Source organism: Streptomyces sp. NPDC107575 (assembly GCF_055657265.1).
Genome location: NZ_JBVKBG010000001.1, coordinates 655372 through 681194 on the forward strand (window position 1 = coordinate 655372; position 25823 = coordinate 681194).

At 71.5% G+C, this 25823-nt stretch carries 23 protein-coding genes; 13 read left to right on the forward strand and 10 right to left on the reverse strand.

Translation table 11 applies throughout. The annotated features are described in order from the left end of the window. Positions 1–15 precede the first annotated feature (15 nt). The 3 genes from ACZ7L4_RS03060 to ACZ7L4_RS03070 all read right to left on the reverse strand — a co-directional run bounded on the left by ACZ7L4_RS03060 (position 16) and on the right by ACZ7L4_RS03070 (position 2037). Positions 16–831, reverse strand: coding sequence for an SAM-dependent methyltransferase (locus tag ACZ7L4_RS03060; protein WP_422429014.1), 816 nt, complete (start codon positions 829–831; stop codon positions 16–18). An 82-nt stretch (positions 832–913) separates the two neighbouring features. After that, complete coding sequence (locus ACZ7L4_RS03065) at positions 914–1171, reverse strand: DUF397 domain-containing protein (protein ID WP_385755314.1); 258 nt, start codon at positions 1169–1171, stop codon at positions 914–916. Further along, a complete protein-coding gene (locus ACZ7L4_RS03070) occupies positions 1168–2037 on the reverse strand; it encodes a helix-turn-helix domain-containing protein (protein WP_450810138.1) in 870 nt (289 codons plus the stop codon). The genes ACZ7L4_RS03065 and ACZ7L4_RS03070 overlap by 4 nt, the downstream gene beginning before the upstream one ends. A 373-nt stretch (positions 2038–2410) precedes the next feature. Here ACZ7L4_RS03070 and ACZ7L4_RS03075 point away from each other — a divergent pair, with 373 nt between their 5' ends. Both ACZ7L4_RS03075 and ACZ7L4_RS03080 read left to right on the forward strand, forming a co-directional pair. Then, entirely contained in the window at positions 2411–2779 is a 369-nt protein-coding gene (locus tag ACZ7L4_RS03075; RefSeq protein WP_472100370.1) for an ATP-binding protein, read from the forward strand. A gap of 85 nt (positions 2780–2864) precedes the next feature. Further along, positions 2865–3242, forward strand: coding sequence for a recombinase family protein (locus ACZ7L4_RS03080; protein WP_472099201.1), 378 nt, complete (start codon positions 2865–2867; stop codon positions 3240–3242). On the opposite strand, the gene ACZ7L4_RS03085 is transcribed toward ACZ7L4_RS03080, so the two are convergent. Both ACZ7L4_RS03085 and ACZ7L4_RS03090 read right to left on the reverse strand, forming a co-directional pair. Continuing rightward, entirely contained in the window at positions 3217–4386 is a 1170-nt protein-coding gene (locus ACZ7L4_RS03085; RefSeq protein WP_472099203.1) for an acyl-CoA dehydrogenase family protein, read from the reverse strand. The genes ACZ7L4_RS03080 and ACZ7L4_RS03085 overlap by 26 nt on opposite strands. 68 nt (positions 4387–4454) lie before the next feature. Further along, entirely contained in the window at positions 4455–5669 is a 1215-nt protein-coding gene (locus tag ACZ7L4_RS03090; protein ID WP_472099204.1) for a CaiB/BaiF CoA transferase family protein, read from the reverse strand. A gap of 167 nt (positions 5670–5836) precedes the next feature. Here ACZ7L4_RS03090 and ACZ7L4_RS03095 point away from each other — a divergent pair, with 167 nt between their 5' ends. The 5 genes from ACZ7L4_RS03095 (at position 5837) to ACZ7L4_RS03115 (ending at position 10893) form a co-directional block, all read left to right on the forward strand. Next, a complete protein-coding gene (locus tag ACZ7L4_RS03095; protein WP_472099205.1) occupies positions 5837–6793 on the forward strand; it encodes a LysR family transcriptional regulator in 957 nt (318 codons plus the stop codon). Beyond that, the gene (locus ACZ7L4_RS03100; RefSeq protein WP_472099206.1) at positions 6786–7625 is read left to right on the forward strand and encodes an alpha/beta fold hydrolase; all 840 of its coding nucleotides are present in this window, start codon (positions 6786–6788) and stop codon (positions 7623–7625) included. Before ACZ7L4_RS03095 ends, ACZ7L4_RS03100 begins: the two co-directional genes overlap by 8 nt. 168 nt (positions 7626–7793) lie before the next feature. Then, entirely contained in the window at positions 7794–9143 is a 1350-nt protein-coding gene (locus ACZ7L4_RS03105) for an MFS transporter (RefSeq protein ID WP_472099208.1), read from the forward strand. Positions 9144–9175: 32 nt separating this feature from the next. After that, positions 9176–10060, forward strand: a complete 885-nt coding sequence (locus ACZ7L4_RS03110; protein ID WP_472099209.1) for an HTD2 family dehydratase — start codon at positions 9176–9178, stop codon at positions 10058–10060. Continuing rightward, the gene (locus ACZ7L4_RS03115; RefSeq protein WP_472099210.1) at positions 10057–10893 is read left to right on the forward strand and encodes an HpcH/HpaI aldolase/citrate lyase family protein; all 837 of its coding nucleotides are present in this window, start codon (positions 10057–10059) and stop codon (positions 10891–10893) included. The genes ACZ7L4_RS03110 and ACZ7L4_RS03115 overlap by 4 nt, the downstream gene beginning before the upstream one ends. A gap of 1 nt (position 10894) precedes the next feature. Here ACZ7L4_RS03115 and ACZ7L4_RS03120 read toward each other — a convergent pair whose 3' ends face one another. Beyond that, positions 10895–12370, reverse strand: coding sequence for a DUF6056 family protein (locus ACZ7L4_RS03120; RefSeq protein ID WP_472099211.1), 1476 nt, complete (start codon positions 12368–12370; stop codon positions 10895–10897). Positions 12371–12600: 230 nt separating this feature from the next. On the opposite strand from ACZ7L4_RS03120, the gene ACZ7L4_RS03125 reads away from it, so the two are divergent. After that, a complete protein-coding gene (locus ACZ7L4_RS03125; protein ID WP_472099212.1) occupies positions 12601–14085 on the forward strand; it encodes a glycosyltransferase in 1485 nt (494 codons plus the stop codon). A gap of 13 nt (positions 14086–14098) precedes the next feature. Here the strand turns inward: ACZ7L4_RS03125 and ACZ7L4_RS03130 are convergent, their stop codons facing one another. Together ACZ7L4_RS03130 and ACZ7L4_RS03135 are read right to left on the reverse strand one after the other, a co-directional pair. Then, a complete protein-coding gene (locus ACZ7L4_RS03130) occupies positions 14099–15556 on the reverse strand; it encodes a sensor histidine kinase (protein WP_472099213.1) in 1458 nt (485 codons plus the stop codon). Between the two features lies 1 nt (position 15557). Then, complete coding sequence (locus ACZ7L4_RS03135; protein WP_472100372.1) at positions 15558–16235, reverse strand: response regulator transcription factor; 678 nt, start codon at positions 16233–16235, stop codon at positions 15558–15560. A gap of 225 nt (positions 16236–16460) precedes the next feature. On the opposite strand from ACZ7L4_RS03135, the gene ACZ7L4_RS03140 reads away from it, so the two are divergent. After that, entirely contained in the window at positions 16461–17756 is a 1296-nt protein-coding gene (locus ACZ7L4_RS03140; protein ID WP_472099215.1) for a glycosyltransferase family 4 protein, read from the forward strand. Positions 17757–17886: 130 nt separating this feature from the next. On the opposite strand, the gene ACZ7L4_RS03145 is transcribed toward ACZ7L4_RS03140, so the two are convergent. Further along, positions 17887–19101, reverse strand: a complete 1215-nt coding sequence (locus tag ACZ7L4_RS03145; RefSeq protein ID WP_472099217.1) for an alpha/beta hydrolase — start codon at positions 19099–19101, stop codon at positions 17887–17889. 165 nt (positions 19102–19266) lie between these two features. On the opposite strand from ACZ7L4_RS03145, the gene ACZ7L4_RS03150 reads away from it, so the two are divergent. After that, positions 19267–21018, forward strand: coding sequence for a phosphatidylglycerol lysyltransferase domain-containing protein (locus ACZ7L4_RS03150; RefSeq protein ID WP_472099218.1), 1752 nt, complete (start codon positions 19267–19269; stop codon positions 21016–21018). A 102-nt stretch (positions 21019–21120) separates the two neighbouring features. Then, positions 21121–21639, forward strand: a complete 519-nt coding sequence (locus ACZ7L4_RS03155; RefSeq protein WP_472099220.1) for a DinB family protein — start codon at positions 21121–21123, stop codon at positions 21637–21639. A 35-nt stretch (positions 21640–21674) separates the two neighbouring features. On the opposite strand, the gene ACZ7L4_RS03160 is transcribed toward ACZ7L4_RS03155, so the two are convergent. After that, on the reverse strand, positions 21675–22928 hold the full coding sequence (locus ACZ7L4_RS03160; protein ID WP_472099221.1) for an amidohydrolase: 1254 nt from the start codon (positions 22926–22928) through the stop codon (positions 21675–21677). A gap of 177 nt (positions 22929–23105) precedes the next feature. On the opposite strand from ACZ7L4_RS03160, the gene glsA reads away from it, so the two are divergent. Both glsA and ACZ7L4_RS03170 read left to right on the forward strand, forming a co-directional pair. Further along, positions 23106–24137 (forward strand): glutaminase A, encoded by a 1032-nt coding sequence (glsA, locus tag ACZ7L4_RS03165; protein ID WP_472099222.1) that lies wholly within the window; start codon positions 23106–23108, stop codon positions 24135–24137. Between the two features lie 3 nt (positions 24138–24140). Further along, positions 24141–25760 carry an MFS transporter gene (locus ACZ7L4_RS03170; RefSeq protein WP_472099224.1) on the forward strand — a complete coding sequence of 540 codons (1620 nt, stop codon included), beginning with the start codon at positions 24141–24143 and terminating at the stop codon, positions 25758–25760. Positions 25761–25823: the final 63 nt, after the last annotated feature.

The following is a 25823-nucleotide window of genomic DNA, read 5'->3' on the forward strand; positions in this document are numbered from 1 at the left end:
GGGTGTCGGCGCCGCTCAGTGCTTGATGCCGACGCCCGCGAGGAGGCTGATCTCGGCGTCCGCGATCTCCGTCCCGTCCTCGGGGTTGTCGCGGCGCCAGCGGTGGCAGCAGATGATGCCGGGCTCGATCAGGTCGAGTCCGTCGAAGAAGCGGCGCACGTCGCTGTGCGAGCGGAACTGCACCGGCGTCCCGGAGTTGGTGTACGCCTCCGCCACCCCGTTCCACGTCTCCGGGTCGAAGTCCGGTGTGCAGTGGTTCATGGCGAGGGCGCTGCCCGGCGGGAGCGGCTCGAGCAGGCGGCGCACGATCGCGTACGGGTCGTGCGGGTCGGTGACGAAGTGCATCAGCGCGTTGAGGGAGAGCGCGATGGGCTTGGTGAAGTCCAGGACCTCGGCGTCCTGCACGGCGTCGAGCAGCGACTCCGGGTCGGTGACCGTGGCCTCGATGTAGGCCGTGCGCCCCTGGGTCGTGCTGCGCATGAGGCGCTCGGCGTACTTGAGGACCAGCGGGTCGTTGTCCGCGTACACCACGCGGGCCTCGGGCACGAGGGACTGGGCGACCTGGTGCAGGTTCGGCTCGGTGGGGATGCCGGTGCCGATGTCGAGCCACTGGCGGATGCCGTGCTCCTGGGCGAGCACGCGGGTGGCACGGTGCATGAACGCGCGGTTCTCGCGGGCGGTGACAGGCAGGCCGGGGTGGGCCTTGGCGGCGACCATGGCCGCCTCCTTGTCGACCTCGAAGTGGTCCTTGCCACCGAGGAAGTAGTCGTACATCCGGGCCGAGTGGGCCTTGCTCGTGTCGAGGTCCCGGCCGGACTGCCTGGTGGTCATGTGCTCCCCTTCATCGGTGTGACTGTCGGTCCACAGGCCGGGAACGCTAGCGGTGTCGGCGCCCCTCCCGCAGGCCGCCGGCTCATCCGGCGGCCAAGTGATCGGCCATGCCCTGCTTCACGCCACGCACGAACGCGGCGATCTCCTCCGGTGTGTAGATCAGCGCGGGACCGGCCGGGTCGGTCGACTGCCGTACGGCCACGCGGCCGTCGGCCAGCAGCTTCGTCTCGACGCACTGCCCGCCGTTGGGCCCGCTCCAGGGGCGCTCCCAGCCCTGCTCCCCGAGGTTGCGGGCCGGCATCCCGTTGTAGACGCCCTCTTCGACTTCGACGACCGTCATGTTGAGTACTCCTTGCGCATACGGTTCAAGAGCGCCCTGCTGTCATCCGAGGACGTCAGCAGCGCCATACGCGAATGCGCCTCAAGATGGGCGACCACGTCCGCGCGCTGGTCCAAATAGACGGATGCGGACAGGAGTTCGCTGTAGACGATGTCGGGCAGCTCGGGTTCTTCGAACCGGAAGTACGTGAACGGGGCGCACGCCCCGACATGCGCGCCCGCGGAGAACGGCACGATGTCCAGGCTGATGTGCGGTAGCTCGGACACGTCCAGGAGGCGCTCGATCTGCTCCCGCATCACGTCGGGGCTGCCCACCTCCTTGTGCAGGACCGCCTCCTCCATGACCACCCACAGGGTGGGGGCGTCCTCCTTCTCCAGGAGGCCCTGGCGGCGCAGCCGCAGCGCCACGCGGCGCTCGAGGTCCTCCTCGCTGCCGTTCGGCAGCCCGCCGCGCAGGACCGCGCGCGCGTAGTCGGGGGTCTGCAAGAGGCCCGTGACGTACTGGGGTTCGTAGGTACGCAGGGTCTTGGCGTCGGTCTCCAGGCTGACGTAGGCGGTGAACCAGCTGGGGACGGCGTCCCGGTAGGAGTGCCACCAGCCCGGCTCGTTGGCCTGCTCGGCGAGGTCGACGAACTCGTCTATCTCCTGCCGGCCCGCGCCGAAGGTCTCCAGGAGCTTCTCCACATAGAGAGGCTTCAGCGCCACTTCGGCCTTTTCCAGCCGCCGGATCGTCAGGGTCTTCACGCGCAGTGCCTTCGCCGCGTCCTCCAGCGAGGCACCGGCAGCCAGACGCATGTCCTGCAGCCGACGGCCGAGGATCATGCGCAGCACTGTCGGCGCGCTGGTAGCAGAACGGGCCTCACTCACGCCCAACCTCCTGAGGATTCATCAACAAGAGCATTCTTGCAGTGACTTGATGATGACGCCAGGGTGATACCCCGCTTGCTGAAATTATCAGGGAGTCGGTTGCAGCGTGAGCACGATCACGCGCATAGTTGCACTGTGAGCGGTCACGTCACGGCTCTGACGCGGCATCAGGCCCCCTGGGGGTCCGTGATGCCCGACTTGGCCCGTGCCTCTCACGGCTCGAGCAGTAGCCCGCACCCCCACTCCGCGCCCGCCCCGCGGAAGGCACTGGAAGGCGACATTCGTGACTCTCCCCACGCCCCTGGCCCCGGCTGCGTCCTCCGCCTTAGCCACCACCGCGCCCGGCCGGGAGTTCTGGTTCGGACTGCCCGCGCTGCGCACGAGCGCGAGATCCGCCCGCGACACCGTGCGCGAGCGGCTCCGATCCTGGGAAGTGCCGGGCGACACCTGTTGCGACGCGGTGCTGCTGGTGTCCGAGCTGACCACGAACGCACTGCTGCACACGGAGAGCGATCAGGTCCTGTGCGGCCTCACGCTGACCGACGACGAGCGCAGCCTGCGCATCGAGCTCCACGACGAGGGGCTCACTCCGGTGCGGCCGCCCGAGCACCGTGCGGGGCCGGGCGAGGAGGGCGGGCGCGGCCTCTTCCTCGTCCAGCAGCTCGCCGACCGCTGGGGCTCCGCGCGCTCGACGCGGGCCGAAGGAAAGGTCGTCTGGGCCGAGTTGACGGCCTTCTCCTGAGCCCACGGAGATCGACCGGCACCGCTCTTCACCCTTCGCGCGGCGAGGAATCCATTCTCCTCGATCCAACTATCAGGAGGCGCCCATGACCCCCCACTGCGAGTCCGCTTCACCGGCCGTGCTGTACGTATGCGCCGACCGGGCCCCGGACGCGACCGGGCCGGCCACGCAGTGCGCGCAGACCGAAGGCCGCGCGTTCGCCCAGGAGCGCGGGCTGACGATCGCCGAGGTCGTCACCGACACCTATGGCGAGCCCGACCCCGCCCGGCGCACGGGCTGGCGGCGGGTGCGGCAGCTCGTGCAGACCGGCGACGTCACCGCGGTCCTCGTCCGCTGGCCCTGCGCGATCGCCCCGGAGTCCGCGCACGAACTGCGGCACAGAGAGACCAGCTGGCTGCGGGACCACGGCGTGCGCGTCCGCTACACCTGGGCTCCCCTCACGAGTCCAGGCCCCCTCGCTTGACGAGCTGAGCCGCGATCACGTTCCGCTGGATCTCGTTCGTGCCCTCACCGACGATCATCAGTGGCGCGTCGCGGAAGTAGCGTTCCACGTCGTACTCGGTGGAGTAGCCGTAACCGCCGTGGATGCGCACGGCGTTGAGCGCGATCTCCATCGCCGTCTCGGACGCGTACAGCTTCGCCATCCCCGCCTCCATGTCGACCCGCCGGCCCGCGTCGTACTCCCGGGCCGCGTGCAGGGTCAGCTGGCGGGCCGCGGTGAGCTTGGTCGCCATGTCGGCCAGGTAGTGGCCGATCGCCTGGTGCTGCCAGATCGGCTTGCCGAACGACTCCCGCTCCTGCGCGTACGCCAGTGAGTCCTCCAGGGCGGCCCGGCCGACGCCGAGGGCGCGCGAGGCGACCTGCAGACGGCCGGTCTCCAGGCCCTTCATCATCTGCCCGAACCCCTTGCCCTCCGCCCCGCCGAGGACATTGCCGGCGGCGGCGACGTACCCGTCGAAGGACAGCTCGCAGCTCTCGACCCCCTTGTAGCCCAGCTTGGGCAGATCGCGGGAGACGGTGAGGCCGGGGCCGTGCTCGACGAGCAGGATCGAGATGCCCCGGTGGGTGGGCGTCGCGTCCGGATCGGTCTTGCACAGCAGTGCGATGAGCCCGGAGCGCCGTGAGTTGGTGATCCACGTCTTGGAGCCGTTGACGACATACGTGCCGTCGTCCTGGCGGCGGGCCGAGGTGCGCATCGCCTGCAGGTCGCTGCCGCCGCCCGGCTCGGTCAGGGCCATCGTCGCGCGCAGCTCGCCGGTCGCCATCCGGGGCAGATACGCCGCCTTCTGCTCCTCGGTCCCGTAGAGGGTGAGCAGCTTGGCGACGACGGTGTGGCCGCCCATGGCGCCCGCGAGGCTCATCCAGCCGCGCGCGAGTTCCTCGGTGATCAGGACGTACGCGGGCATCGAGACCGGGGTGCCGCCGAACTCCTCCGGGACGGCGAGCCCGTAGATGCCCATCTCCTTCATCTGTTCGATGAGGGCTTCCGGGTAGGTGTTGGAGTGCTCCAACTCCTGTGCGACCGGCTTGACGTGCTTGTCGACGAAGTCGTGCACGGTCTCGACGACGAACCGCTCGTCGCTGTCCAGGGCGTCCAGGGTGCTCACGGGGGTCTTCTCCTCTGCTTGCTGTCTTGTCGTGGTGTCCGGGGGAGGGGTGCGCGGGGTGGGGAGTATCAGATCGCGCCCGCCGCACGCAGGTCCGCGATCTGTTCGGCGGTGCGTCCGCGCTCCTCCAGGAGTCGTTCGGTGTGCTCGCCGAGGGCGGGCACCGGGTCCATCCGGGGCTCGATTCCGGCCAGGTCGGCCGGGGGTCGCAGCGCCTGGACGGGGCCGCCGGGCGTGCCGACCTCGTGCCAGCGCCCGCGGCCCGCGAGCACCGGGTGGTCGAGGAACTCGGCGACGTCGTTGACGCCCGCGTTCGCGATGCCCGCCGCGTCGAGGGCCTTGGCGGCGTCGGCTCCGTCGCAGGCCAGGAAGTGCTCGGCGATGACGACGTTCAGCTCGTCGCGGTGGGCGACGCGGGCGGAGCCGGTGGCGAAGCGCGGGTCCGAGGCCAACTCGGGCCGTTCGAGGAACTGTTCGCACAGCGCGCGCCACTCGCGTTCGTTCTGCACGGAGATCAGGATCTGCTTGCCGTCGCGGGCGGTGTAGGCGCCGTACGGGGCGATGGTGGCGTGCTGGGTGCCGATGCGCGGCGGCTGGGTCCCGCCGTAGCGGGTGTAGTTGGCGGGCTGGCCCATCCACTCGGCCAGCGCCTCGAACAGCGAGACTTCCACGGCGTGCGCGACGCCGGTGGTGGCGCGGGTGAACAGGGCGGTGAGGATGCCGCTGTAGGCATACATCCCGGCGGCGATGTCGGCGATCGACACACCCGCCCGCGCGGACTCCTCGGCCGTGCCGGTGAGCGAGACCAGGCCGGTCTGGCACTGCACCAGCATGTCGTACGCCTTGCGGTCCGCCCACGGCCCGTCGGTGCCGTAGCCGGAGACGGTGCACGGGATCAGGCGCGGATGCTTCGCGGACAGTGTCGCGGCGTCCAGGCCCAGGCGGGCGGCGGCGCCCGGCCCGAGGTTCTGCACGAACACATCGGCGTCCGCGAGGAGTTCGTCGAGGAGCTCGCGGCCGGCCGGTGACTTCACATCCAGGGTCAACGACTCCTTGCCGCGGTTCAGCCAGACGAAATAGCTCGACTCGCCGTGCACGGTGGTGTCGTAGCGCCGGGCGAAGTCTCCGCCGTCCGGCCGCTCCACCTTGATGACGCGGGCGCCGAGGTCGGCCAGCTGGCGGGTGGCGTACGGCGCGGCCACCGCCTGTTCGAGGCTGACGACGGTGATCCCGGACAGCGGGTGCTTCGGCGGCGCGGCGGCACGGTCGGTCGTCCCGGTCATGCGGTGACCTCCAGGAGCAGGGGGTGGTCGTGTGGGTGCGCGGGGCGGCCTGCGGGCGGCCTCCCCGTGACGACTAACATCATGGGTCTTCATGGCAATGCCCGTGAAATAGCAAATCGTGATGCCGCCATGCGCGGCGCGGATGGCGGGGCGAGGGGCGGGGCGCGATGGACATCAAACAGCTCAAGGCGCTGGTGACGGTGGCCGAGGTGGGCAGTGTGACGCGGGCCGCGACGGTCCTGCACCTGGTGCAGCCCGCCGTCACTCGCCAGATCCGCACCCTGGAGGAGGAGCTGGGCGTCCCGCTCTTCGAGCGGACCCGGCAGGGCATGCGGCCCACCGAGGCCGGGGCGGCCGTGGTCGAGCGGGCCCGGCGGGCGCTGCACGAGCTGGAGCGGGCCCGCGCGGAGGTGCGGCCCACGCCCGGTGAGGTGTCCGGCATCGTAACCGTCGGCCTGCTGGAGAGCACCCTCGAACTGCTCGCGGAGCCCCTGGTGACGGCCATGCGCGAGGCCCACCCGGGCGTACAGCTGCGGGTGATGACCGCCTACTCGGGCCATCTGCAGCAGTGGCTCGACGACGGCGACCTCGATCTGTCGCTGCTCTACAACCTCGGCAGCGCGCCCTCCTTGAACGTGCGCCCCTTGGTGCGCGAGCGGCTGTGGGTGGCGGCGCCGCCGGAGGCCGGGCTGCGCGCCGACAGGCCCGTCCCGTTCGCCGAGGCGGCGGCGCGCCCCCTGGTGATGCCGACGTCCGGGCACGCGCTGCGCGCGCTCATCGAGTCGGCGGCGGCCCGCGCAGGCGCCCGCATCGAGGTGGCGGCGCAGACCAACTCGATGCCCGTGCAGAAGCAGCTCGCACGAGCGGGACACGGCTGGACCGTCCTGCCCGGCGTGGGACTCGCCGAGGACGTCGCCGCGGGCTCGCTCAGCGCCGCGCCCCTGTGCGAGCCCGCCGCCTGGCGCTCCATTGTCCTGGGTGCCCCCCGCACTGGCCGCACCCCGCCCGCGGTGAACGTCGTCGCACAGGCACTTGTGCGCCAGGTGAACGCCGCGGTGGCGAGCGGCAGATGGCCCTCGGCGCGGCTCCCCGAGGCGGAGGAAGAGGGCGGAACGGATGAGTGAGAAGAAGATCCAAGGGATGATCGAGAACGTGTACACCGAAAAAGGCACCACCACGGCCCCCGACGGCACCACCCTCGCCTACCAGACCCGCGGCACCGGACACCCCCTCGTCCTGCTCGCCGGGCAGGCCAACAACCACCACTGGTGGGACACGGTGCGCGACGACTTCCACACGGCCCGCCGCACCATCACCGTCGACTACCGGGGCACCGGCGACAGTGGGAAGCCTGAGGCCCAGGAGGGCTATTCGACCTGGCAGTTCGCGGACGACGTGATCGCCGTGCTCGACGCGCTGGGCATCGAACGAGCCGACCTGTACGGCACTTCCATGGGCGGGCGGGTCGCCCAGTGGGTCGCCGCGCGCCACCCCGAGCGGATCCGCCGGCTCGTCCTCGGCTGCACCTCACCCGGCGGCCGGTACGCCGTGGAGCGCGACGCGGAGGTGCGTCACGCCCTGGCCCGCACCGAACCGGGCGCCGCCCAGGAGGCGCTGACCGACCTGATGTACACCCCGGCCTGGCGCGCCGCCCACCCCGGCCCGTACGGCACCCTCGGCGACCCCGACATGCCGCCGCACGCCCGCCGCGGCCACCTGCGCGCCAGCAGCGGGCACGACGCCTGGGACGCGCTGCCGTACATCATGGCGCCCACGCTCATCCTCCACGGCGACCAGGACCGGCTCACCCCGCCCGACAATCTGCCGCTGCTCGCCTCCCGCATCCCCGACGCCATGACGCTGACGTTCCCCGGCGCGCGCCACGCCTACTTCGAGGAGTGCCGGGCCGAGGCAGGGACGGCGGTCGTCCGGTTCCTCAAGGGGGCGCCGCTGTAGGGCGAGCCGCGGGGGACGGGCCTGCGGCCGCCATGCCCGCGACGCATGGACGCATCACGGATTTCTATTGTTCCGCATCCCACATCAGCGCTCATGATGAGTGGCGTTTTGAGCCGCCCGACCCACGCCGCCCGAGCACTGAGTACGGAGACGCCACGGATGCCACGGATGAGCAAGACACCCGCCACCAGCCCACCCTCCCGCGTCACCGCGAACGTCGTGCGCGGCTGCCTGGGCAACCTCATCGAGTGGTACGACTGGTTCGCCTACGCCACCTTCAGCGTCTACTTCGCCCCGGTGTTCTTCCCGGAGGGCAGCCAGACCGCCCAACTCCTGTCCACCGCCGTGGTGTTCGCGGTCGGCTTCCTGATGCGCCCGCTCGGCGGCTGGCTGCTCGGCGCCTACGCCGACCGGTTCGGCCGCAGGCAGGCGCTGACCCTCTCCGTCCTCCTGATGAGCGCCGGATCGCTCGTCATCGCCCTGTCGCCTGGGCATGACGTCATCGGCCTGTGGGCGCCCGCCCTCCTGGTCGTGGCGCGCCTGGCCCAGGGCCTGTCGGTGGGCGGCGAGTTCGGCTCCAGCGCCTCCTACCTCTCCGAGGTGGCACCGCCCGGACGGCGCGGCTTCTACTCCAGCTTCCAGTACGTGTCCATCGTGCTCGGCCAGCTCTCCGCGCTGCTCGTCGCGATCGTCCTGCAGAACGTGCTCACCGAGGCCCAGCTCGCGAGCTGGGGCTGGCGCATCCCGTTCGTCGTCGGGGCCGTGGCCGGTCTCACCGTCATGTACCTGCGGCGCACCATGGAGGAGTCCGAGCACTTCCAGAAGGAGCGGGCCCGCGCCACCGAGGGCGAACGCAAGGGGCTCGTCGCCCTGTTCAAGGAGTACCCGCGCCAGCTCCTCGCCGTGTTCGGCCTCGCCATCGGCGGCACCGTCGCCTTCTACACGTACACGACCTACCTGCAGAAGTACCTCGTGAACACCGCGGGCATCCCCAAGTCGACCGTCACGGTCATCGGGTTCGCCGCCCTCTTCGTGTACATGCTGCTGCAGCCGCTGGTCGGCGCGCTGTCCGACCGGGTGGGCCGCCGCCCCGTCATGTTCGGCTTCTCCATCGGCTGCATGGTGCTCACGGTCCCGGTGATGACCTTCCTGGGACACACCAGCAACCCGTGGGTGGCCTTCCTCCTGATGACCCTCGCCCTCGCGTTCGTCACCGGGTACTCGGCCCTCGCCGCCATCGTCAAGGCCGAGATGTTCCCCACGAAGGTGCGCGCCCTGGGCGTCGGCCTCCCGCACGCCCTCGTCACCGCCACCTTCGGCGGACTGACCGAACCGGTCGCCCTCGCCCTCAAGCAGAACGGGCACGAGACCGTGTTCTTCTGGTACGTGACCGGTTGCGTCGGCCTCACGCTGCTGGCCACCCTCCTCGTGCGCGAGCCCTCCCGCGACTCCCAGCTGGAGACCGAACCGGGCGCCGTGGCCGTCCCCGCCAGGCCCGACGCCACGACCCCCGCGTGACACCCGCCCCCCGACGGAAGGCAAGCACCCCCATGGCATCCGCCGCCTCCACCCCGTCCCTCGCCTCCTACGTGGAGTCCTGGGCGCCCTCCGCGACCACCGACGAGGACGCCCTGCCGCCGGGCCCCGCCGCCGCCCTCTCCGCCGTCCTCGACCTGCCCGAACCGGCCGCGCAGGCGGGCGACCCGCTGCCCCCGCTGTGGCAGTGGCTGTACTTCCTGGAGTGGCCCGCCCAGAGCGAACTCGGCCCCGACGGACACCTTGCCGACGCCCGCTTCCTGCCCCCGATCCCCGACCGGCAGCGCATGTTCGCCGGCGGCCGCGTGCACGTCGAGGAGCCGCTGCGCCTCGGTGAACCCGCCGAACGGGTCTGCAGCCTCGCCTCCGTCACCCCCAAGAGCGGCCGCAGCGGCGAACTCCTCTTCGTCACCGAACGCCGCGAGTTCCGCCAGGCGGGCCGCACCTGCCTCGTCGAGGAACAGGACATCGTCTACCGCTCGGGACGCAGCGCGGCGGCGGCCCACCCCGCCACGGTCGACACCGCGGCCCTCCCGCACGCCGAGGCCACCTGGCAGCTGCGGGCCCAGGCCGACGAGCGACTGCTTTTCCGGGTCAGCGCGCTGACCGCCAATGCCCACCGCATCCACTACGACGCCCCGTACTGCCGCGACGTCGAGGGCTACCCCGCACTGGTGGTCCACGGCCCGCTGCTCGCCCTGCTGATGCTCGACCTCGTACGCCGCAACTCGCCCGAACGGCAGGTGGGTTCGCTGTCCTACCGGCTGCACCGGCCCGCCTTCGCCGGGGAACACCTGCTGGCCACCGGGACACCGGCGGACGAGGGGCGGGGCGCCCGGCTCGGTGTCGCCACCCACCGTGAGGCGCGGCACGCCTCCGCGGAGGTGACGTTCGCATGACCGACGCATCCGACGCTCCCGACGCTCCCGAGCGGATCGCCGCCGCGCGCAGCCTCCTCTTCGTGCCCGGCGACCGTCCCGACCGCTATGCCAAGGCCCACGCATCCGGCGCCGACCTCGTCATCATCGACCTGGAGGACGCCGTCGCCCCGGCCGGCAAGGACGAGGCACGGACGCACGTCGCTGCCTGGCTGGCCGCGGGGCATCGGCCGGTCGTGCGGATCAACGCCCCCGGCACCCCCTGGGCCGAGGCCGACCTGGCGGTGGCGGCGGAACACGGCTGCCCGGTCATGGTCCCCAAGTCCGAGGGCCCGGAGGCCCTTTCGGAACTCGCGTCGCGAACGGCCGGGCGCTGCCCGCTCATCGCCCTGATCGAGACGGCGCGCGGGGTGCTGCGCGCCCACGAAGTGGCCGGTGTGCCGGGCGTGGTGCGCCTCGCCTTCGGCAACGTGGACCTCGCGGCCGACCTCGGGGTCGCGCACGACGACCACCTCGCGCTGACCCACGCCCGCTCCCAGGTGGTGCTCGCCTCGGCGGCCGCGGGCCTGTGCTTTCCGCTCGACGGTGTCACCACCGCCGTACGGGACGCGGAGGCCCTCGACGCCGATGTCACACACGGGCGCCGCCTCGGTTTCGCGGGCAAGCTGTGCATCCACCCGACCCAACTCGCGGCCGTGGCAGCGGGCTTCGCGCCCAGCGAGTCCGAACTGGCCTGGGCGCGCTCCGTGCTCGCCGCGGGCGACGCGGTCACGACGGTCGACGGCCAGATGGTCGACAAGCCGGTCCTCGACCGCGCCCGGCGCCTCCTGTCCCAGGCGGGCCGGGCGGGCTGAGTCACGGCAGTTTGTGGGCCTGCTTGATGTGCTCGACGCCGTAGTAGGTGGCGATGCACGAAGCGGGCCACTTCGCCTTGCCGCCGTGGCGGAACGGCTCGGTCATCTTGCTCTGCGGGAGCCGCTTGTACGGCAGCGTCTGCGCGCCGGCCGCCGCCTGCGCGCTCATCCAGCGGTCCTGGCGGTCCCAGTCACGGGCGTGCGCCTGCATCGTGGATCCCAGGCCCGTGAGCGAAGCCGTCAGGGCGACGCACACCAGGGCGTACAGCACCCCGCCGGCGGCCAGGACCGGTGCCGGGCGCCGCACACGAACCCGTGCGGCGTTCCCGGCGAGCGCGCCGACGAAGACGAGGAGCAGCAGGTACAGCAGCAGGTAGTCGTTCCACAGCCGGGTGGACGACACCACATGGTGCTTGAAGACGGGGTATGTGATGACCGTGCACACGTAGCCCGAGACGAGCAGCGCGCCGACACCCGCCAGGAGCACCGGAACGTACCGCTGCGCGAGGGAGGCACGGCCCCGAGGACCGGGACACACCACGCCCAGGATCACACCCGCCACGACGGCCCCCAGGTACCACCACGTGGTGAGCACCGTGGCGGCGATCTCCACGAATCCGTGCAGGGCGCCGAGCAGCGAGTCGGGGGTGAACATCGTCGACGCGTTCTTGCGCTCGCGCCGGCGTGTGGCGCCGGGGGATGTGTACAGGATCAGCGTGCCGAGCACGAGACTCGCGATGCCCGCTGTGCAGCACAGCCGCAGGAACCGCCGCCGCGCCGCCGGGAAGGCCCGGCCGCTGATCAGCAGCGCGAACGCCAGGACGGTCGCCGCGACGACGGTCGTCTCCTCCGAGAGCAGCCCCAGCGACACCCCCGCGAGGACGACGGTGCCCAGCGCGAGGAGCCTGCCCCGCCGCGACGCCGCCCACAGCACGGGGACGGCCGCCGCGCAGGCGAACACCGGGGGCAGCGTGTGCGAGACGGAGGCGGCCGGCCAGTAGAACGTCTTGTAGGTGTTCGGCGACCCGAAGAGGAACAGAGCCGACACCATCGACGCCACCAGCAGCGGCACACCCCGGGGCACCCGCAGCCGCGCGGCGTTCAGCACCGCGACGGCGAACGCCCACAGCAGCGCGAGGACGAGCACACCGGACACCGGCGCGAACCACTGCTGGCCCGCCTCCCCGAACCGCGCATACGCCCACACCGCAACGGCGTTGACGATCCGTCCGTTGTCGTGGAGGTAGAACTTCCCCACCATCGCGGACAGTCCGCCGTCATGGACCACCGGCAGGAAGCACCAGTCGTCGCCGCCCGGACGCACGAGGCGGGCGTTCCACGCGGCGTAGCCGAGCACGGCGAGCGGCAGGAGTGAGAGCAGCCCCAGGGGTGCGGCCGTCCGCCACCATGTCCTCCGCGGTTCCGGAGCGACACCGGTGCGCTGGTCTCGAACAGCCTTCTCCGGTGCGTGCACCACAGGCCGCCCCCTTCTCGATCGGTGCCGCCGGGAAGGAATTCCCCGCGACACGAAAATACGGTTTGCAGTGTGCCGACGTTCGGTTCCGCTGGTCAGCCTGATCGAAAGATAACGCGGCGAGGGTGGCTTCCGGCGCGTTCGGCCCAGCCTTCTTACCGTCGTCTTGACCTGATGCGTCATGGTGGTGGCCGTAGTCGGAAATCCAGGACTCACACCTGCTGGGGTAACGAATGGAAGCGTGTCAGATCTCAGTTGTTGTGCCGTGCTTCAACGAGGAAGAAGTGATCAACACATTTCACTGTGCGTTGATGGAAGTCCTGGAGGACACGGGGCGCTCCTTCGAGATCTGTTACGTCGACGACGGCAGCCGCGACACCACCCGGGCCCAGTTGCGCGATCTGGCCGCCGCGGACGAGCGGGTCCGCTACACGTCCTTCAGTCGCAACTTCGGCAAGGAAGCGGCCATGCTCGCGGGGCTGCGGATGTCGCGCGGCGCGGCCGTGGCCCTCATGGACGCCGACCTGCAGCACCCGCCGGGACTGCTGCACCGGATGCTGGAACTGCGCCGGCACGGCTACGACCAGGTCGTCGCCCGCCGGGACCGCTCCGGCGAAGGGCTGCTGCGCAGGACCGTCAGCTCGGCGTACTACCAGGCCATGGGTCGCTGCATGGACGTCGACGTCGTCGACGGAGAGGGGGACTTCCGGCTGCTGTCGCGCCGCGCCGTCGACGCGGTGCTCGCACTGCCGGAGGCCAACCGGTTCTCGAAGGGAATCTTCTCCTGGATCGGCTTCGACACCGTCAGTTTCACCTATCACAATGTCAATCGGGCGGCGGGCCGTTCGAAATGGGGCGGCAGGCACCTCCTCAACTACGGTATTGACGGGCTGATCTCCTTCAACAGCCGCCCGCTGCGCCTGGTCATCTACGCGGGCCTCGGTCTCGCGTTCGCGGCATTCGCGTATGCGCTGTGGATCGCCGCCAATGTCGTCATCCACGGAGTGGACGTTCCCGGATTCGCCACGCTGCTGATCGCCATTGCGGCCCTGGGCGGAATCCAGCTCGCCACGCTCGGTGTCATCGGTGAATACGTCGGCCGGATCTACGGGGAGACCAAACGCCGGCCGCCATATGTGGTGCGCGAGACCGAGGCGAGCGCACAGCGGGGTGCTTCCGTGCCCGCGCCCGGAAGGGAGCCCGCGTTCACCGTGGACGCGATCGTGCGGCCCCAGGACCCGGTTCACGGAAAGAGCGGGCTGCGCACCTTCCGGCAGTTCGTCGTCTTCGGGCTGATCGGCATCGTGAACACGGCGGTGTACATGTCCGTGTACGTGTCGCTCAACCGGTGGATCCCGTATCTGATCGCGCATGTCATCGGGTTCTCGGTCAGCGTCGTCGGCTCGTTCCTGCTGAACAGCTACATCACCTGCCGCACACGGCCGACCTGGCGGGGCTTCTTCCGCTTCCCGCTGTCGAGCCTCGTGAACATGGTGTTCAGCGGCGCGCTCCTCTTCCTCGGCGTGCACTCCCTGGGGATGGGCAAGGACATCACGGCGCTGATCGCGGGAGTCCTCGCCACGCCCCTCTCGTTCGTGATCGCCCGCTGGGCCATCACGTCCGGCACCGAGCACACCCGGCCGCAGGAGCCCAACTGGGCGCCGGTGTCCGAGAGTTCGGCGGACGTACTGAGGCAGAAAGAGCGCCAGAGCCTGTGAGACACGCGCCGGCTCAGTCCGGCGCCGCCTCGCGGGCCGTGAAGCCGATGACCGCGCCGCCGCCGTCCCGGCGTGTCGCGAACGGGACGCCGCCGTGGGCCGCCGCCACCTCGCGGACGATGGAGAGGCCGAGCCCCGAGCCGGGTCTGCTGCGGGCGGCCGGTGCCCGGTAGAAGCGGTCGAAGATGCGCTCGGTGTCGACCTCGTCGAGGCCGGGGCCCCGGTCGAGGACCTCGAGGCGGACCCCGGAGCCCGGGATGCGGGTGACGGTGATCTCGATCGGGGCGGTGCCTTCGGCGTCGAACTTGGCGGCGTTCTCGACCAGGTTGGTCAGGGCGCGCTGCAACTGCGTGGGCAGGCCCGTGATCGTCGTGTCCGGGTCCGAGCTGACCGTGATTGTGCGGCTGGTGCGGCGGCGGGCCAGGACGGCGACGTCCTCCGCGATCTCGGCGAGCGTCACGTCGACGGGCGTCTCGTCGTCCTGGTGGCCCGCCGCGAGGTTCACCAACTCGTTGACCAGATCGGTCAGTTCGCGGGACTCGTCGCTGAGGTCGGCCACCAGCTCGGCCCGGGACGCGGGTGGCAGCTCGTCGATCCGGCGCAGGAGGGAGATGTTCGTGCGCAGTGAGGTGAGCGGCGTGCGCAGTTCGTGGCCCGCGTCCTGGGCCAGGCGGCGCTGGTCGTCCTTGGACCGGGCGAGCCGGCCCAGCATCCGGTCGAAGGAGCGGCCCAGGCTGCCCACCTCGTCGCGGCCGGTGACCGGCACCGCGACATCGAGCCGCCCGGTCGACGCCACGCGTTCGGCGGTCTCGGCGAGCCGGACCAGGCGCGAGGTGATGCGGCGCGCCAGCCACCAGCCGAACAGGCCCGCCGCGAGGACGACCGCGGCCGCGAACAGCAGCGTGCGCTTCTGCAGCTCCCGCAGCAGGTCCTCGGTGTCGCTGAACTCCTGCGCGACCTGGACCGCGCCGCGCCCGTCGCCGAGGGCGACCGTGGCCATCCGGTACTCGTCGCCGCCGACCGGTACGTCGTGGTCCTCGTCGACGGTGCCCGCGGTGTCCGCGTCGGCGATGCGGCGGGCGTCGGCGTCGACCGGGAGCGGAGGATTGCCCTTGTCGACCATCGCACCGCCGGGGCCGAGGACCTGGACGTCGGTGCCGACCGGACGGGTCAGGTCGTCGCGCGGGCCGTCGTGGTCCGGGTCGGCGGAGGTGAAGTCGTCGGGCGCCAGCATCTGTTGGCGCACCTGGGAGCGGAGATCGTGCACGACCTCGTCGAACACGGCCTCCTGGTCGACGCGGACGAGCCGGGCGGCCGAGTCGTAGGACAGGACGCCCACCAGCGCGGTGACCCCGGCCGCGACGAGCGCGAACGCTATGGCGAGCGTCGTGCGCAGGCTGCGGGCCCGCCACCGCTTGGGGCGCCTGCCGTCGGGCACGGCTCGCTCCCCGGCACCTCGGTGATCCCGCATCTCACGTGTCCCGCAGGACGTAACCGACGCCCCGGACGGTGTGGATGAGCGGCGGGCCCTCGGGCTCGTCGACCTTGCGGCGCAGATAGCCCACGTACACCGCGAGGTTCTTGGAGCCGGGGCCGAAGTCGTAGCCCCAGATGCGGTCGTAGATGGTGGTGTGGTCGAGGACGATGCCGCTGTTGCGGGCGAGGAGTTCGAGGAGGTCGAACTCGGTGCGGGTCAGTTCGAGCTCGCGGGTGCCGCGCCAGGCCCGCCGGGCGGCGGGGTCGATGCGCAGGTCGCCGGCGGTGATCCGGTGGTCGTCGGGCTCGTCGGTGGGCGGCGCGGTGCGGCGCAGCAGGGCGCGCAGGCGGGCGAAGACCTCCTCGACGTCGAAGGGCTTCGCGACGTAGTCGTCGGCGCCCGCGTCGAGGCCCGCGATCCGGTCGGGGGTCTCCACCAGGGCCGTGAGCATGAGGATCGGGGTGCGGTCGCCCTCGGCGCGCAGGACACGGCAGACCTGCAGGCCGTCGATGCCCGGCATCATCACGTCCAGGACGAGGATGTCGGGCCGGTGCCGGTGCGCGGCGGCCAGCGCCTCGACACCGTCGGCGACCGCCGTGACGGTGTAGCCCTCCAGCGTCAGGGCGCGCTCCAGCGCGTGCCGGATCGCCCGGTCGTCCTCCGCGAGCAGCACGGTGGGCGCGGGCGTCTCGGGCGGTCGGGCGGCTGGTGAAACGGCTTGTTGCGACACATGACCCAGTCTGCCCCCGTGGCCTGCCCGGATCGACCGCTCGACCGCCGACCGGAGGCCTTCTTACCCGCCTCTCACCGGCGGACGACGGGTCCCTTACCCCCGGCCCGCACGCTGTCGGCAACGGTACGGGCCCGCGCCGTGCGCCCGCCGAGGAAGGCACTGCACATGAAGATCGCGTTCCTGCTGCACAACGCGTACGCCATAGGCGGAACGGTGCGCACCACGCTCAACCTCGCCGCCGCGCTCGTCGAGCACGGCGGCCACGAGGTGGAGATCGTCTCGATGTCCCGGCACCGGGCGAACCCCCGCTTCGCCGTCGACCCGCGGATCACCCTCGTACCGCTGGTGGACACGCGGGCGGACAGCGAGGACACCCGTCTGGCCGCGTTCGCCGAGCCGGCGCGGGACTTCCCGGCCGCCGAGAAGCGCCACAAGCAGTACACGCTCCTGCACGACCAGCGGGCACGGGAGTACCTGGAGGAGCACTGCGACGCGGACGTCGTGATCGGCACCCGGCCGGGCATCAACGTGTACCTGTCCCTGTGGGGCCCGAAGCGGGCTCTGCGGATCGCGCAGGAACACCTGCGCCACGACGCGCACAGCAAGAAGCTGCGGGCCGTGCTGCGCCGTCACTACCGCGCGCTCGACGCGGTGGTGACGATGACGGAGGCGGACGCGCGGGTGTACCGGGAGCGGATGCCGCTGCCCGGTGTCGTCGTGCGGTGCGTGCCGAACATCGTGCCCGCGGTGCCCGTGCCCGCCTCGGACGGCACGTCGAAGGTGATCGCGGCGGCGGGCAGGCTCGCGCCGGGCAAGCGCTACGACCTGCTGCTGGAGGCGTTCGCCGAGGTGGTGGGGCAGGCGCCGGGCTGGGAGCTGCGGATCTACGGTGCCGGGGGAGAGGAGCAGCGACTGCGCGAGCTGGTCGCGGCCCTCGGGCTCGGCGGCCGGGCCCGCCTGATGGGCGCGGTCGCGCCGATAGAGCCCGAGTTCGCCCGGGCCTCGCTGGTGGTGAGCGCCTCGGACGCGGAGTCGTTCGGGATGACGCTGGTGGAGGCCATGCGCTGCGGCGTCCCGGTCGTGAGCACGGACGCGCCGCTCGGGCCCGCCGAGATCATCACGGACGGCGTGGACGGGCGGCTCGTGCCCGTCGGGAACGCGCGGGCGCTCGCCACCGCGATGCTCGACCTGATCGGGGACGAGGCGGGCCGCAAGGAGATGAGCGCGGCCGCCCTCCGGTCGGCGCACCGCTACGACCCTGAGCCGGTCGTGGCCCGCTACGACACCCTCTTCGAGGACCTGCGGGCCTCGCGGCGCGCCCGCGCCTGGCAGCGCTTCAGCGACCGGGCGGCCAACTGGGCGCGCAGGAAGACCCGTTCGGTACGTGGTGTCTCCTCCGGCGACGACGGCACACCCGGCGGACGCCACCCCACAGGCGCCCCGCGGCCCCGCCTGCCCTAGCCCTGCTCCGAGCCGCTCGCGCCACCGTGCCCGCCCTCCCCCGCGTGCCGGTGGCGCGAGCTCCCGCGGGGCGGGCGGCGGTCCGACTTGTCGGTGGCGGTCCGCCGCCCGCCCCGCATCCGTGTCCGCGTCAGTGCCCCCGCGTGGCCGCCTGCGCGGAGCCGTGCGGTTTCGGGCGGGGTGTGGTGTCCTGCGGGAACGTCAGCTGCCCGCCCATCCACTCCATCGCCGGGCCGATCTCCCGCCGCCAGGTCGTGAAGTGGTGGCTGCCGCGCGGCAGGACGATGCGCGCCGATGTCATGGGCGGCCGGACGGCCTTGAGGAACCTCATTGTCGGCCCGTAGTCCGGCTCGCCCTGCCGGGAGCTCGCCACCAGGACCGACACCCGCGGCACCGGCAGATGCCGCAGCCGCCACACCAGGTCGTGTCCCCGCTGCCTGCGCGCCGCGGCTGGACCGGTGCCGAAGAGGCTGCCCGTGGTCAGGTCCTCGGTCACCCGGTAGTCGGCGGACAGCGCGGCCGCGGCCGGGTACACCTTCGGGTCGCGCAGGGCGAGTTGGAGTGCGCAGGAGCCGCCGGAGGAGTAGCCGAGGGCGCCCCACGCGCTGGGGTCGTGCCCCACCCGGTAGGCCGACTTGAGCGCCTCCGGCAGGTCCCTGGTGAAGAACGTCTCGGCCTGCGGGCCGCCCGGAACGTCCACGCACTCGGTGTCGCGCGGCGGCGCGATGGTGGGCCGCACCATCACCACCACGGTCGGCTGCATGCGCCCCGACGCCTGTAACCGGGCGGCGGTCTGCGGTACTTGGAGGAACCGTGCGAGGTTCATGATGCCGCCCGGATAGCCGCTGATCGCCACGATCACCGGGAAGCGCTGCCGGTGGAACTGGTGCTGGAAGTACTGCGGCGGCAGATACACGAACGCGGGATCGACGGCATGTGTGCGCCGCCCGACGATGCGCACCGACTCGACCTGTCCCGCCTTCGCGGGAGGCCCCGAGGGCAGCCCCTGTACCTGGTCCAGGCCCTGCGGCCCAGCAGCCTGTACGAGGCCGCCGCGCGACGCGTCCGCACGGAGTCCGCCGCCCGAGTCCTCGACATGCGCGGGCGTGGTGGGCGGGTGGCCGAGCAGCTCGCCCCAGGAGCCGTAGAAGTCGAAGTGCGCGTTCACCGACACCGCACACGCCGTCAGCAGCGCCAGTTGAGTCACCACGAGGGCTCCGAGCCTGCCGAGCACCGCCGCGGGGCCGCGCCGGGCGAGCCGGGGCCAGGCCCACACCGTGAGCCCCACGCCCGCCAGTGCCAGCAGCGCCGTCGTGCACTCCAGCGCACGGCTCGTCGGGCCCATGGTTTCCTCCACCTCTCACAGCGGGCGCGCATGTGCCGCCCCGCGGCAGCCTCCACCGGACAAGAGGCCCGGACGGGGAGCAGGGTTGGCAGCGCCGCGTTTTCTTACCCTTCTCCTCACCTGCCCTTACTCCACTGGTGACCGGCGGGCCTACGCTCAGCGGCCGTGAAGCCACGCCCCGCCGCCATCGCCGGTCACACCTGCCTGCTCATCGGGCTCGTCGACATCGCGACGGCCGTCTCCCCGCACATGCGCGCCAGCCGCATCGAACGCCTCGCGCCCTACGTTCCCGGCCTCACCGAGGACGTGGCACGCGCCGCGGCCCTGGTCTCCGGCGTCCTCCTCGTCCTGCTCGCGCGCGGCCTGCGCCGCGGAAAACGGCGGGCCTGGGAGGCGGCCGTCGCGCTGCTCGCCGTGAGCGCGCTCGTGCAGGGCCTGCGCCACCACGCGTTCGTCGCGGCCACCGTGTCCGCGCTGCTGTGCGCCGGACTCGTCCTGCTGCGGGGCGAGTTCCGGGCCCTGAGCGATCCGCGCGGCAGGGCCCGCGCCCTCGGGAACCTGCTGCTGCTCGGCACCATCAGCGTCGGCCTCGGGCTCCTCATCGTCGGGGTGCGCGCCGACCACGAGGCCGGGCAGGGCATCTCGTTCGTCGACCGGATCAAACAGGTCGCGTACGGACTCGTGGGCATGGCGGGCCCGTTGACGTACGACAGCGACCGGATCGGCGACGCCGTGAACATGTCGCTGCTCGCCCTCGGGCTGCTCACCGCCTCCACCACGGTCTATCTGGCGCTGCGTCCCGTCCGGCTCGCGCCGGGAGACAGCGACGCGCGGGTGCGCGCCCTGCTGGGCCGGGAGGGGCGGCGGGACTCGCTCGGCTACTTCGCGCTGCGCGGCGACAAGGCCGTCCTGTTCTCGGCCACAGGGAAGGCGGCCGTCGCCTACCGCGTGGTCTGTGGTGTCGCGGTCGTCGGCGGCGATCCGCTCGGCGACCCGGAGGCCTGGCCGGGCGCCATCAAGGAGTTCCTCGACCGGTGCGCGCGGCACGCGTGGACGCCCGCCGTGATGGGCTGCAGCGAACTCGGCGCCCAGATCTGGATGCGGGAAGGCGGCCTGAAGGCCCTGGAGCTGGGGGACGAGGCCATCGTCGACTGCGCCGGGTTCAGCCTCGGCGGCCGCGCCATGCGCAATGTGCGCCAGATGGTCAACCGCATTGAGCGCAGCGGCTATTCATGCCGGGTACGCCGCGTGCGCGAACTCGCCGACGAGGAGAAGCAACAGCTGCGGGAGGCCGCGGCGGCCTGGCGGGGGAGCGCCACCGAACGCGGCTTCTCCATGGCCCTTGGCCGGTTCGGCGACCCGGCCGACAGCGACTGCGTCGTCGTCACCGCCCACCAGAAGGACGCCGACGGTCACCAGTATGTCCGCGCGTTGCTGCACTTCGTGCCCTGGGGCGAGGACGGCCTCTCCCTCGACCTGATGCGGCGCGACCGCACCGCCGAACCCGGCCTCAACGAACTCCTCATCGTCGCCGCGCTGCGCGCCGCGCCCGGCCTCGGCATCGCCCGCGTCTCGCTCAACTTCGCGGTGTTCCGGGCGGCGTTGGCGCGCGGCGAGCGCATCGGTGCGGGGCCCGTCCTCAAGGGGTGGCGGCGGCTGCTCGTGTTCCTGTCGCGCTGGTTCCAGATCGAGTCGCTGTACCGCTTCAACGCCAAGTTCCGGCCGCAGTGGCAGCCGCGCTTCGTCGTCTACCCGACCGCCCGCGACCTGCCCCGCATCAGCTGGGCATGCCTCCAGGCCGAGGCGTTCGTGGTGCTGCCGAGGCCGGCGGAGCGACTGCGACAGTGGGCGGCACACCAGCGGGAACACCAAGAGGGGCTCCCCGGCCGCCGACTGCCGGGGAGCCCCTCTTGGTGACAGCGCCGAAAGGCCGATGTGTGTTACACGCACGTCGGGTTCGATCGCGTCGGCCGAAAACCTGCGGACATCGGGGAAACGGGCACGCTAGCGTCGCTGGGCATGGCCCCTTCACTTGAACGCCCACCGTTCCAGGCCGACGAGCGCACGGCACTCATCGGATGGCTGGACCTCCAGCGCCAGATTCTGCGATGGAAGTGCGAAGGACTGAGCGACGAGGACGCGCGCCGCAGCGTCGTCCCGACGTCCCCGGCGATGACGATGGCCGGGCTCATCGGCCATATGCGCTGGGTCGAACACACCTGGCTGGAAGTGCTGTTCCTCGGCGGCGACGAGACGGTGAACCCCTCCTTCGACGAGGGGGACGACGAGGACGCCGACTGGCGCACCGACGGCATCCCCCTCGAACAACTCCTGATCGACTACGAGTCCCAGTGCGCCCGCAGCAACGAGATCGTGGCCGCGGCCTCCCTCGACGACATCGGCCGCCACCCCAAGTACGGCGACGGCAAGATCGACCTGCGCTGGATGCTGATCCACCTCATCGAGGAGACCGGCCGGCACGCCGGGCACGCGGACATCGTGCGGGAGCTGATCGATGGGTCGAAGGGGTACTACTAGGCGAATCGCCAAGGGATGCCACTAAGGCGTACACGTCACGGCGTGCCCAGCCACGTCAGCGCCGCGACCGTGAGTGCCTCCACGCCCGTGCTCAGCGTCGGCTCGATCTCCGGGGCGAAGTGCGGGGAGTGGTTGGCCGGCAGGTCGTCGAGCTTGCCGGCCCCCAGCGCGGCCAGGACGGTGTCGGTGTCGAGGCCGCCCCAGAACCAGAAGACGGTCGGCACCCCGATCGCGTCGCCGAACACGCCCACGTCCTCACTGGCGTTGACCGGTGGCATGGGAATGATGCGCTGCTCGCCGAAGTGTCCGGCGAATGCGGCCAGCGTGGTGGCGGTGGCCTCCGGGTCGCTGACAAGCGCGGGAACGCTTCCGGTCCAGGCGAGTTCGGGATCGCGCGTGGCACCGCCCGCCGCGGCCTCGGCGCGGACGACGCGTTCGGTCGCCGAGCGGATGAGGTCGCGGGTGGCGGCCGTCGTGGAACGGATGTTGATGCCCAGCTCGGCGGTGTCGGGAATGATGTTGTCCTTGGTGCCCGCCTGCATACGGCCCACCGTCACGACCGCCGTCTCCGACGGCGGCACCTCGCGTGCGACGACACCTTGCAGCCGGGTCACCACATGAGCGGCCATCAGTACCGGGTCGATGGCGGCTTCCGGCCGTGAGCCGTGACCGCCCCGACCGTGCAAGGTGACATCAAGGGTGTCCGAGGCGGCCATCACCGGACCGCTGCCGTGGCCGATGAACCCGGCGGGCAGCGGCCCCACATGCTGGCCCAGCACGACCTCCGGGGCGGGGAAACGCTCGAACAGCCCGTCGTCGACCATGCCGCGGGCTCCGCACCCCAGCTCCTCCGCGGGCTGGAACACCAGCAGCAGCGTCCCGCGCCACTGCTCGCGCGCCCCGGTCAGCAGGGTCGCCGCCCCGACCAGACAGGCCGCGTGCATGTCGTGCCCGCACGCGTGCATCACCGGCACGTCCTTGCCCTCGCGGTCCACCGCGCGGGCGACGCTGGCGTAGGGCAGCCCGGTCTTCTCCTCCACCGGCAGGGCGTCGAAGTCGGCGCGGAGCATGACGACGGGCCCCTCGCCGTTGCGCACCACCCCGACCACGCCGGTCGTGCCGACACCTTCGACGACCTCGTCGACACCGGCGGCCCGCAGCCGCCCCGCGAGCACCTCGGCCGACCGCGTCTCCTGCAACGACAGCTCCGGGTGCTCGTGGAGGTCCCGGTAGAGGTCGGCCAGGTCGTCCCGGATTCCGTCAAGACCTGCGACAACCGCGTGCGTCATGATCCAACCTCTCTGCTGCGTGTGGTCGATTCAGTGTCACCCACGGGGGAGTGAGGCGCCGGAACGTTCCCCCGGTCGCCCCAACCCGGAATGCGTGCCGGACGAGATGCGTGGAGCATGAATCGACACGTGCCGGGCCGAGTGGGCCGATTCTGCCGCGGATATGGGGGGCTGTTGATGGAGCGAGTGATCCACGATGCTCGCGACGCGGTCTCCGCAGCGCACGAGACGGCGGCGGTCTCCACGGGCACACCGCCGGCGGCCGAGGACATCGAGGCGGCCCTCACCACGGCGTACGAGAGATTCCACGGCGACGACGCCGGAACGGTCGCCGACTACATCCCCGTGCTCGCGCAGGCGGATCCGGGGCTGTTCGGCCTGGCCGTCGCGGACATCGGTGGCAGCGTGCACAGCGTCGGGGCGGCCGGGCACCGCTTCTCCATCCAGTCGATCTCGAAGGCCTTCGTGTTCGCGCTGGTGGACCAGGCCCTCGGCCACGACACCGTCCGCCGCCGCGTCGGGGTGAACAACACCGGCCTGCCGTTCAACTCGGTCCTCGCCATCGAACTGCACCACGGCAGCCCGATGAACCCCATGGTCAATGCCGGCGCGCTCGCCACCACCAGCCTCGTTCCGGGCAGCGACGCGCAGGAACGATGGGCGTTCATCCAGCACGGGCTGTCCCGGTTCGCGGGCCGGGAGCTCGCGGTGGACGAGCGGGTGTACGCCTCCGAGGCGGCCGCCAACCAGCGCAACGAATCGATCGCCCGGCTGCTCTACAGCTACGACCGGCTCGCCGCCGACCCCGTCGCGACCACCGACCTCTACACCCGGCAGTGCTCGCTCGAGGTCACCACCCGTGACCTGGCCGTCATGGGCGCCACCCTGGCCGACGGCGGCGTCAACCCGCTGACCGGCCACCAGGTCGTCGACGCCGCGGTGTGCCGGGACACCCTCGCCGCCCTCGCCACGGCCGGCCTGTACGAGCGCACCGGCGACTGGCTCTACGAGATCGGCATGCCGGGCAAGAGCGGAGTCTCCGGCGGCATCCTGACCGTCTCCCCGGGGAAGGCCGGGCTCGCGGCCTTCTCGCCACGTCTGGACGTGGCCGGCAACAGCATCCGTGGCCAGCGCGCCACCCACTTCCTGTCCGGTGCCCTCGGCATGAATCTGTTCGCCTCCGCGCCGCGCACAAGAACGGAACCCTGAAACATGGCCTCCTCGACCACGGCCGAGCCTCAGGAGGAGCAACGCGCCTCGTGGGCCCCGATGTTCGCCATCGCCCTCGCCCAGGTGCTCATGTCCTTCAACGTCGCGGCCCTGCCCGTGTCGCTGGGCGGCATGGTCGACTCCTTCGACGCACCCCCGACACGGGTGAGCACGGGCATCGTCATGTACGGGCTGGTCGTCGCGGCCCTGGTGATGACCGGCGCGAAGCTCGGCCAGAAGTTCGGCTGGGTGCTGGTGTTCCGCATCGTCGTACTCGTCTTCGCCGCCGCGATGGTGATGATGTTCCTCGCCCCGAACGTGTGGTTCATGATCGCGGCCCAGGGCCTTGCCGGGGCGTCCGCGGCCATCATCGTCCCGGCCCTGGTCGCCCTGATCGCGGAGAACTACCGCGGTGCCCAGCAGGCCGCGGCCGTGGGCTCGTTGGGGTCGGCGCGTGCCGCGTCCGGCATCACCGCCTTCCTGGTCGGCGGACTGCTGGGCACGTACGTCGGATGGCGCCCGGTGTGGATGATCCTCACCGCGCTGGCCGCGCTCGTCTTCGCGCTGAGCTTCACGCTGCGCTCGGACTCGGCCGACCGCTCGGTCAGGATCGACGCCGTGGGAGCCCTGTTCATCGGCGGCGCGATCGTGTGCCTGACGATGGGCTTCAACAACTTCAACGACTGGGGCGCGCTCGTGGCCGAGCCCGAAGCGCCGTTCTCACTCCTCGGCCTCTCACCGGCCCTGGCGCTGCTCGTCCTCGGGATCATCCTCGGGCAGCTGTTCTTCGTATGGACCCGCAGACAGACGCGCACGGGCGGGACCCCGCTGATCAGCCTCACCGTGATCGGGTCGAGGAGCGAACGCTCCGCCGTCTACGCCCTGTTCATCGTCGTCGCGCTCGAAGCGGCCCTGAACTTCACCGTCCCGCTGTACATCCAGATCGTGCAGGGCCGCAGCCCCTTCACCACTTCCCTGGCGATGATCCCGTTCAACCTCACGGTCTTCGTCTCCGCCCTGCTGGTGGTGCGCTTCTACGACCGCTTCTCCTCGCGCGGCATCGCACGCACCTCGTTCGCGCTGACCACCGTGGCGGCGGTCTGGCTGGCCTTCGTAGTCACCAACAACTGGGAGACAGTGCCGACCGTCGTCGGCCTCATCGTGTTCGGTATCGGCCAGGGCGCCCTGGTGACACTGCTGTTCAACGTCCTGGTCACCAACTCCCCGAAGACACTCGCCGGCGACGTCGGCTCGCTGCGCGGTACGACGCAGAACCTTGCCTCCGCCGTGGGCACGGCCCTGGCCGGCGCGATGCTGGTGGGTGTGCTCGGCATGGTGGTCGGCACCGCTCTGACCGGTTCCTCCCTGCCGGAGCCGCTGCGCGAGGAGGCCGGGCTCAGCGACGTCGGCTTCGTCAGCAACGCCGATCTGCGCGACGAACTCGCCGCCACCAGCGCGACCCCCGCGCAGGTGGACGAGGCGGTGCGGATCACGTCCGATGCCCGGCTGCGGGCCCTGAAGATCGGGCTGCTGGTGTTGGCAGGGGTGAGCGCGCTGGCGATCGTTCCCGTCCGGCATCTACCGAAGTACCGACCCGAGACGATCCCCGACCCGAACCACTGACACCACCGGGCGCGCAGCAAAACTGGGTGGACCGTGCCTGACACCCCGTGCGAGGGTCCTGCC

Bases quoted from the DNA above. Each gene is read 5' to 3' on its own strand.
- ACZ7L4_RS03060 (WP_422429014.1), bottom strand. From the start codon at position 831: ATGACCACCAGGCAGTCCGGCCGGGACCTCGACACGAGCAAGGCCCAC.
- ACZ7L4_RS03065 (WP_385755314.1), bottom strand. From the start codon at position 1,171: ATGACGGTCGTCGAAGTCGAAGAGGGCGTCTACAACGGGATGCCGGCC.
- ACZ7L4_RS03080 (WP_472099201.1), top strand. From the start codon at position 2,865: ATGACCCCCCACTGCGAGTCCGCTTCACCGGCCGTGCTGTACGTATGC.
- ACZ7L4_RS03090 (WP_472099204.1), bottom strand. From the start codon at position 5,669: ATGACCGGGACGACCGACCGTGCCGCCGCGCCGCCGAAGCACCCGCTG.
- ACZ7L4_RS03095 (WP_472099205.1), top strand. From the start codon at position 5,837: ATGGACATCAAACAGCTCAAGGCGCTGGTGACGGTGGCCGAGGTGGGC.
- ACZ7L4_RS03100 (WP_472099206.1), top strand. From the start codon at position 6,786: ATGAGTGAGAAGAAGATCCAAGGGATGATCGAGAACGTGTACACCGAA.
- ACZ7L4_RS03105 (WP_472099208.1), top strand. From the start codon at position 7,794: ATGAGCAAGACACCCGCCACCAGCCCACCCTCCCGCGTCACCGCGAAC.
- ACZ7L4_RS03110 (WP_472099209.1), top strand. From the start codon at position 9,176: ATGGCATCCGCCGCCTCCACCCCGTCCCTCGCCTCCTACGTGGAGTCC.
- ACZ7L4_RS03115 (WP_472099210.1), top strand. From the start codon at position 10,057: ATGACCGACGCATCCGACGCTCCCGACGCTCCCGAGCGGATCGCCGCC.
- ACZ7L4_RS03125 (WP_472099212.1), top strand. From the start codon at position 12,601: ATGGAAGCGTGTCAGATCTCAGTTGTTGTGCCGTGCTTCAACGAGGAA.
- ACZ7L4_RS03130 (WP_472099213.1), bottom strand. From the start codon at position 15,556: ATGCGGGATCACCGAGGTGCCGGGGAGCGAGCCGTGCCCGACGGCAGG.
- ACZ7L4_RS03140 (WP_472099215.1), top strand. From the start codon at position 16,461: ATGAAGATCGCGTTCCTGCTGCACAACGCGTACGCCATAGGCGGAACG.
- ACZ7L4_RS03145 (WP_472099217.1), bottom strand. From the start codon at position 19,101: ATGGGCCCGACGAGCCGTGCGCTGGAGTGCACGACGGCGCTGCTGGCA.
- ACZ7L4_RS03155 (WP_472099220.1), top strand. From the start codon at position 21,121: ATGGCCCCTTCACTTGAACGCCCACCGTTCCAGGCCGACGAGCGCACG.
- ACZ7L4_RS03160 (WP_472099221.1), bottom strand. From the start codon at position 22,928: ATGACGCACGCGGTTGTCGCAGGTCTTGACGGAATCCGGGACGACCTG.
- glsA (WP_472099222.1), top strand. From the start codon at position 23,106: ATGGAGCGAGTGATCCACGATGCTCGCGACGCGGTCTCCGCAGCGCAC.
- ACZ7L4_RS03170 (WP_472099224.1), top strand. From the start codon at position 24,141: ATGGCCTCCTCGACCACGGCCGAGCCTCAGGAGGAGCAACGCGCCTCG.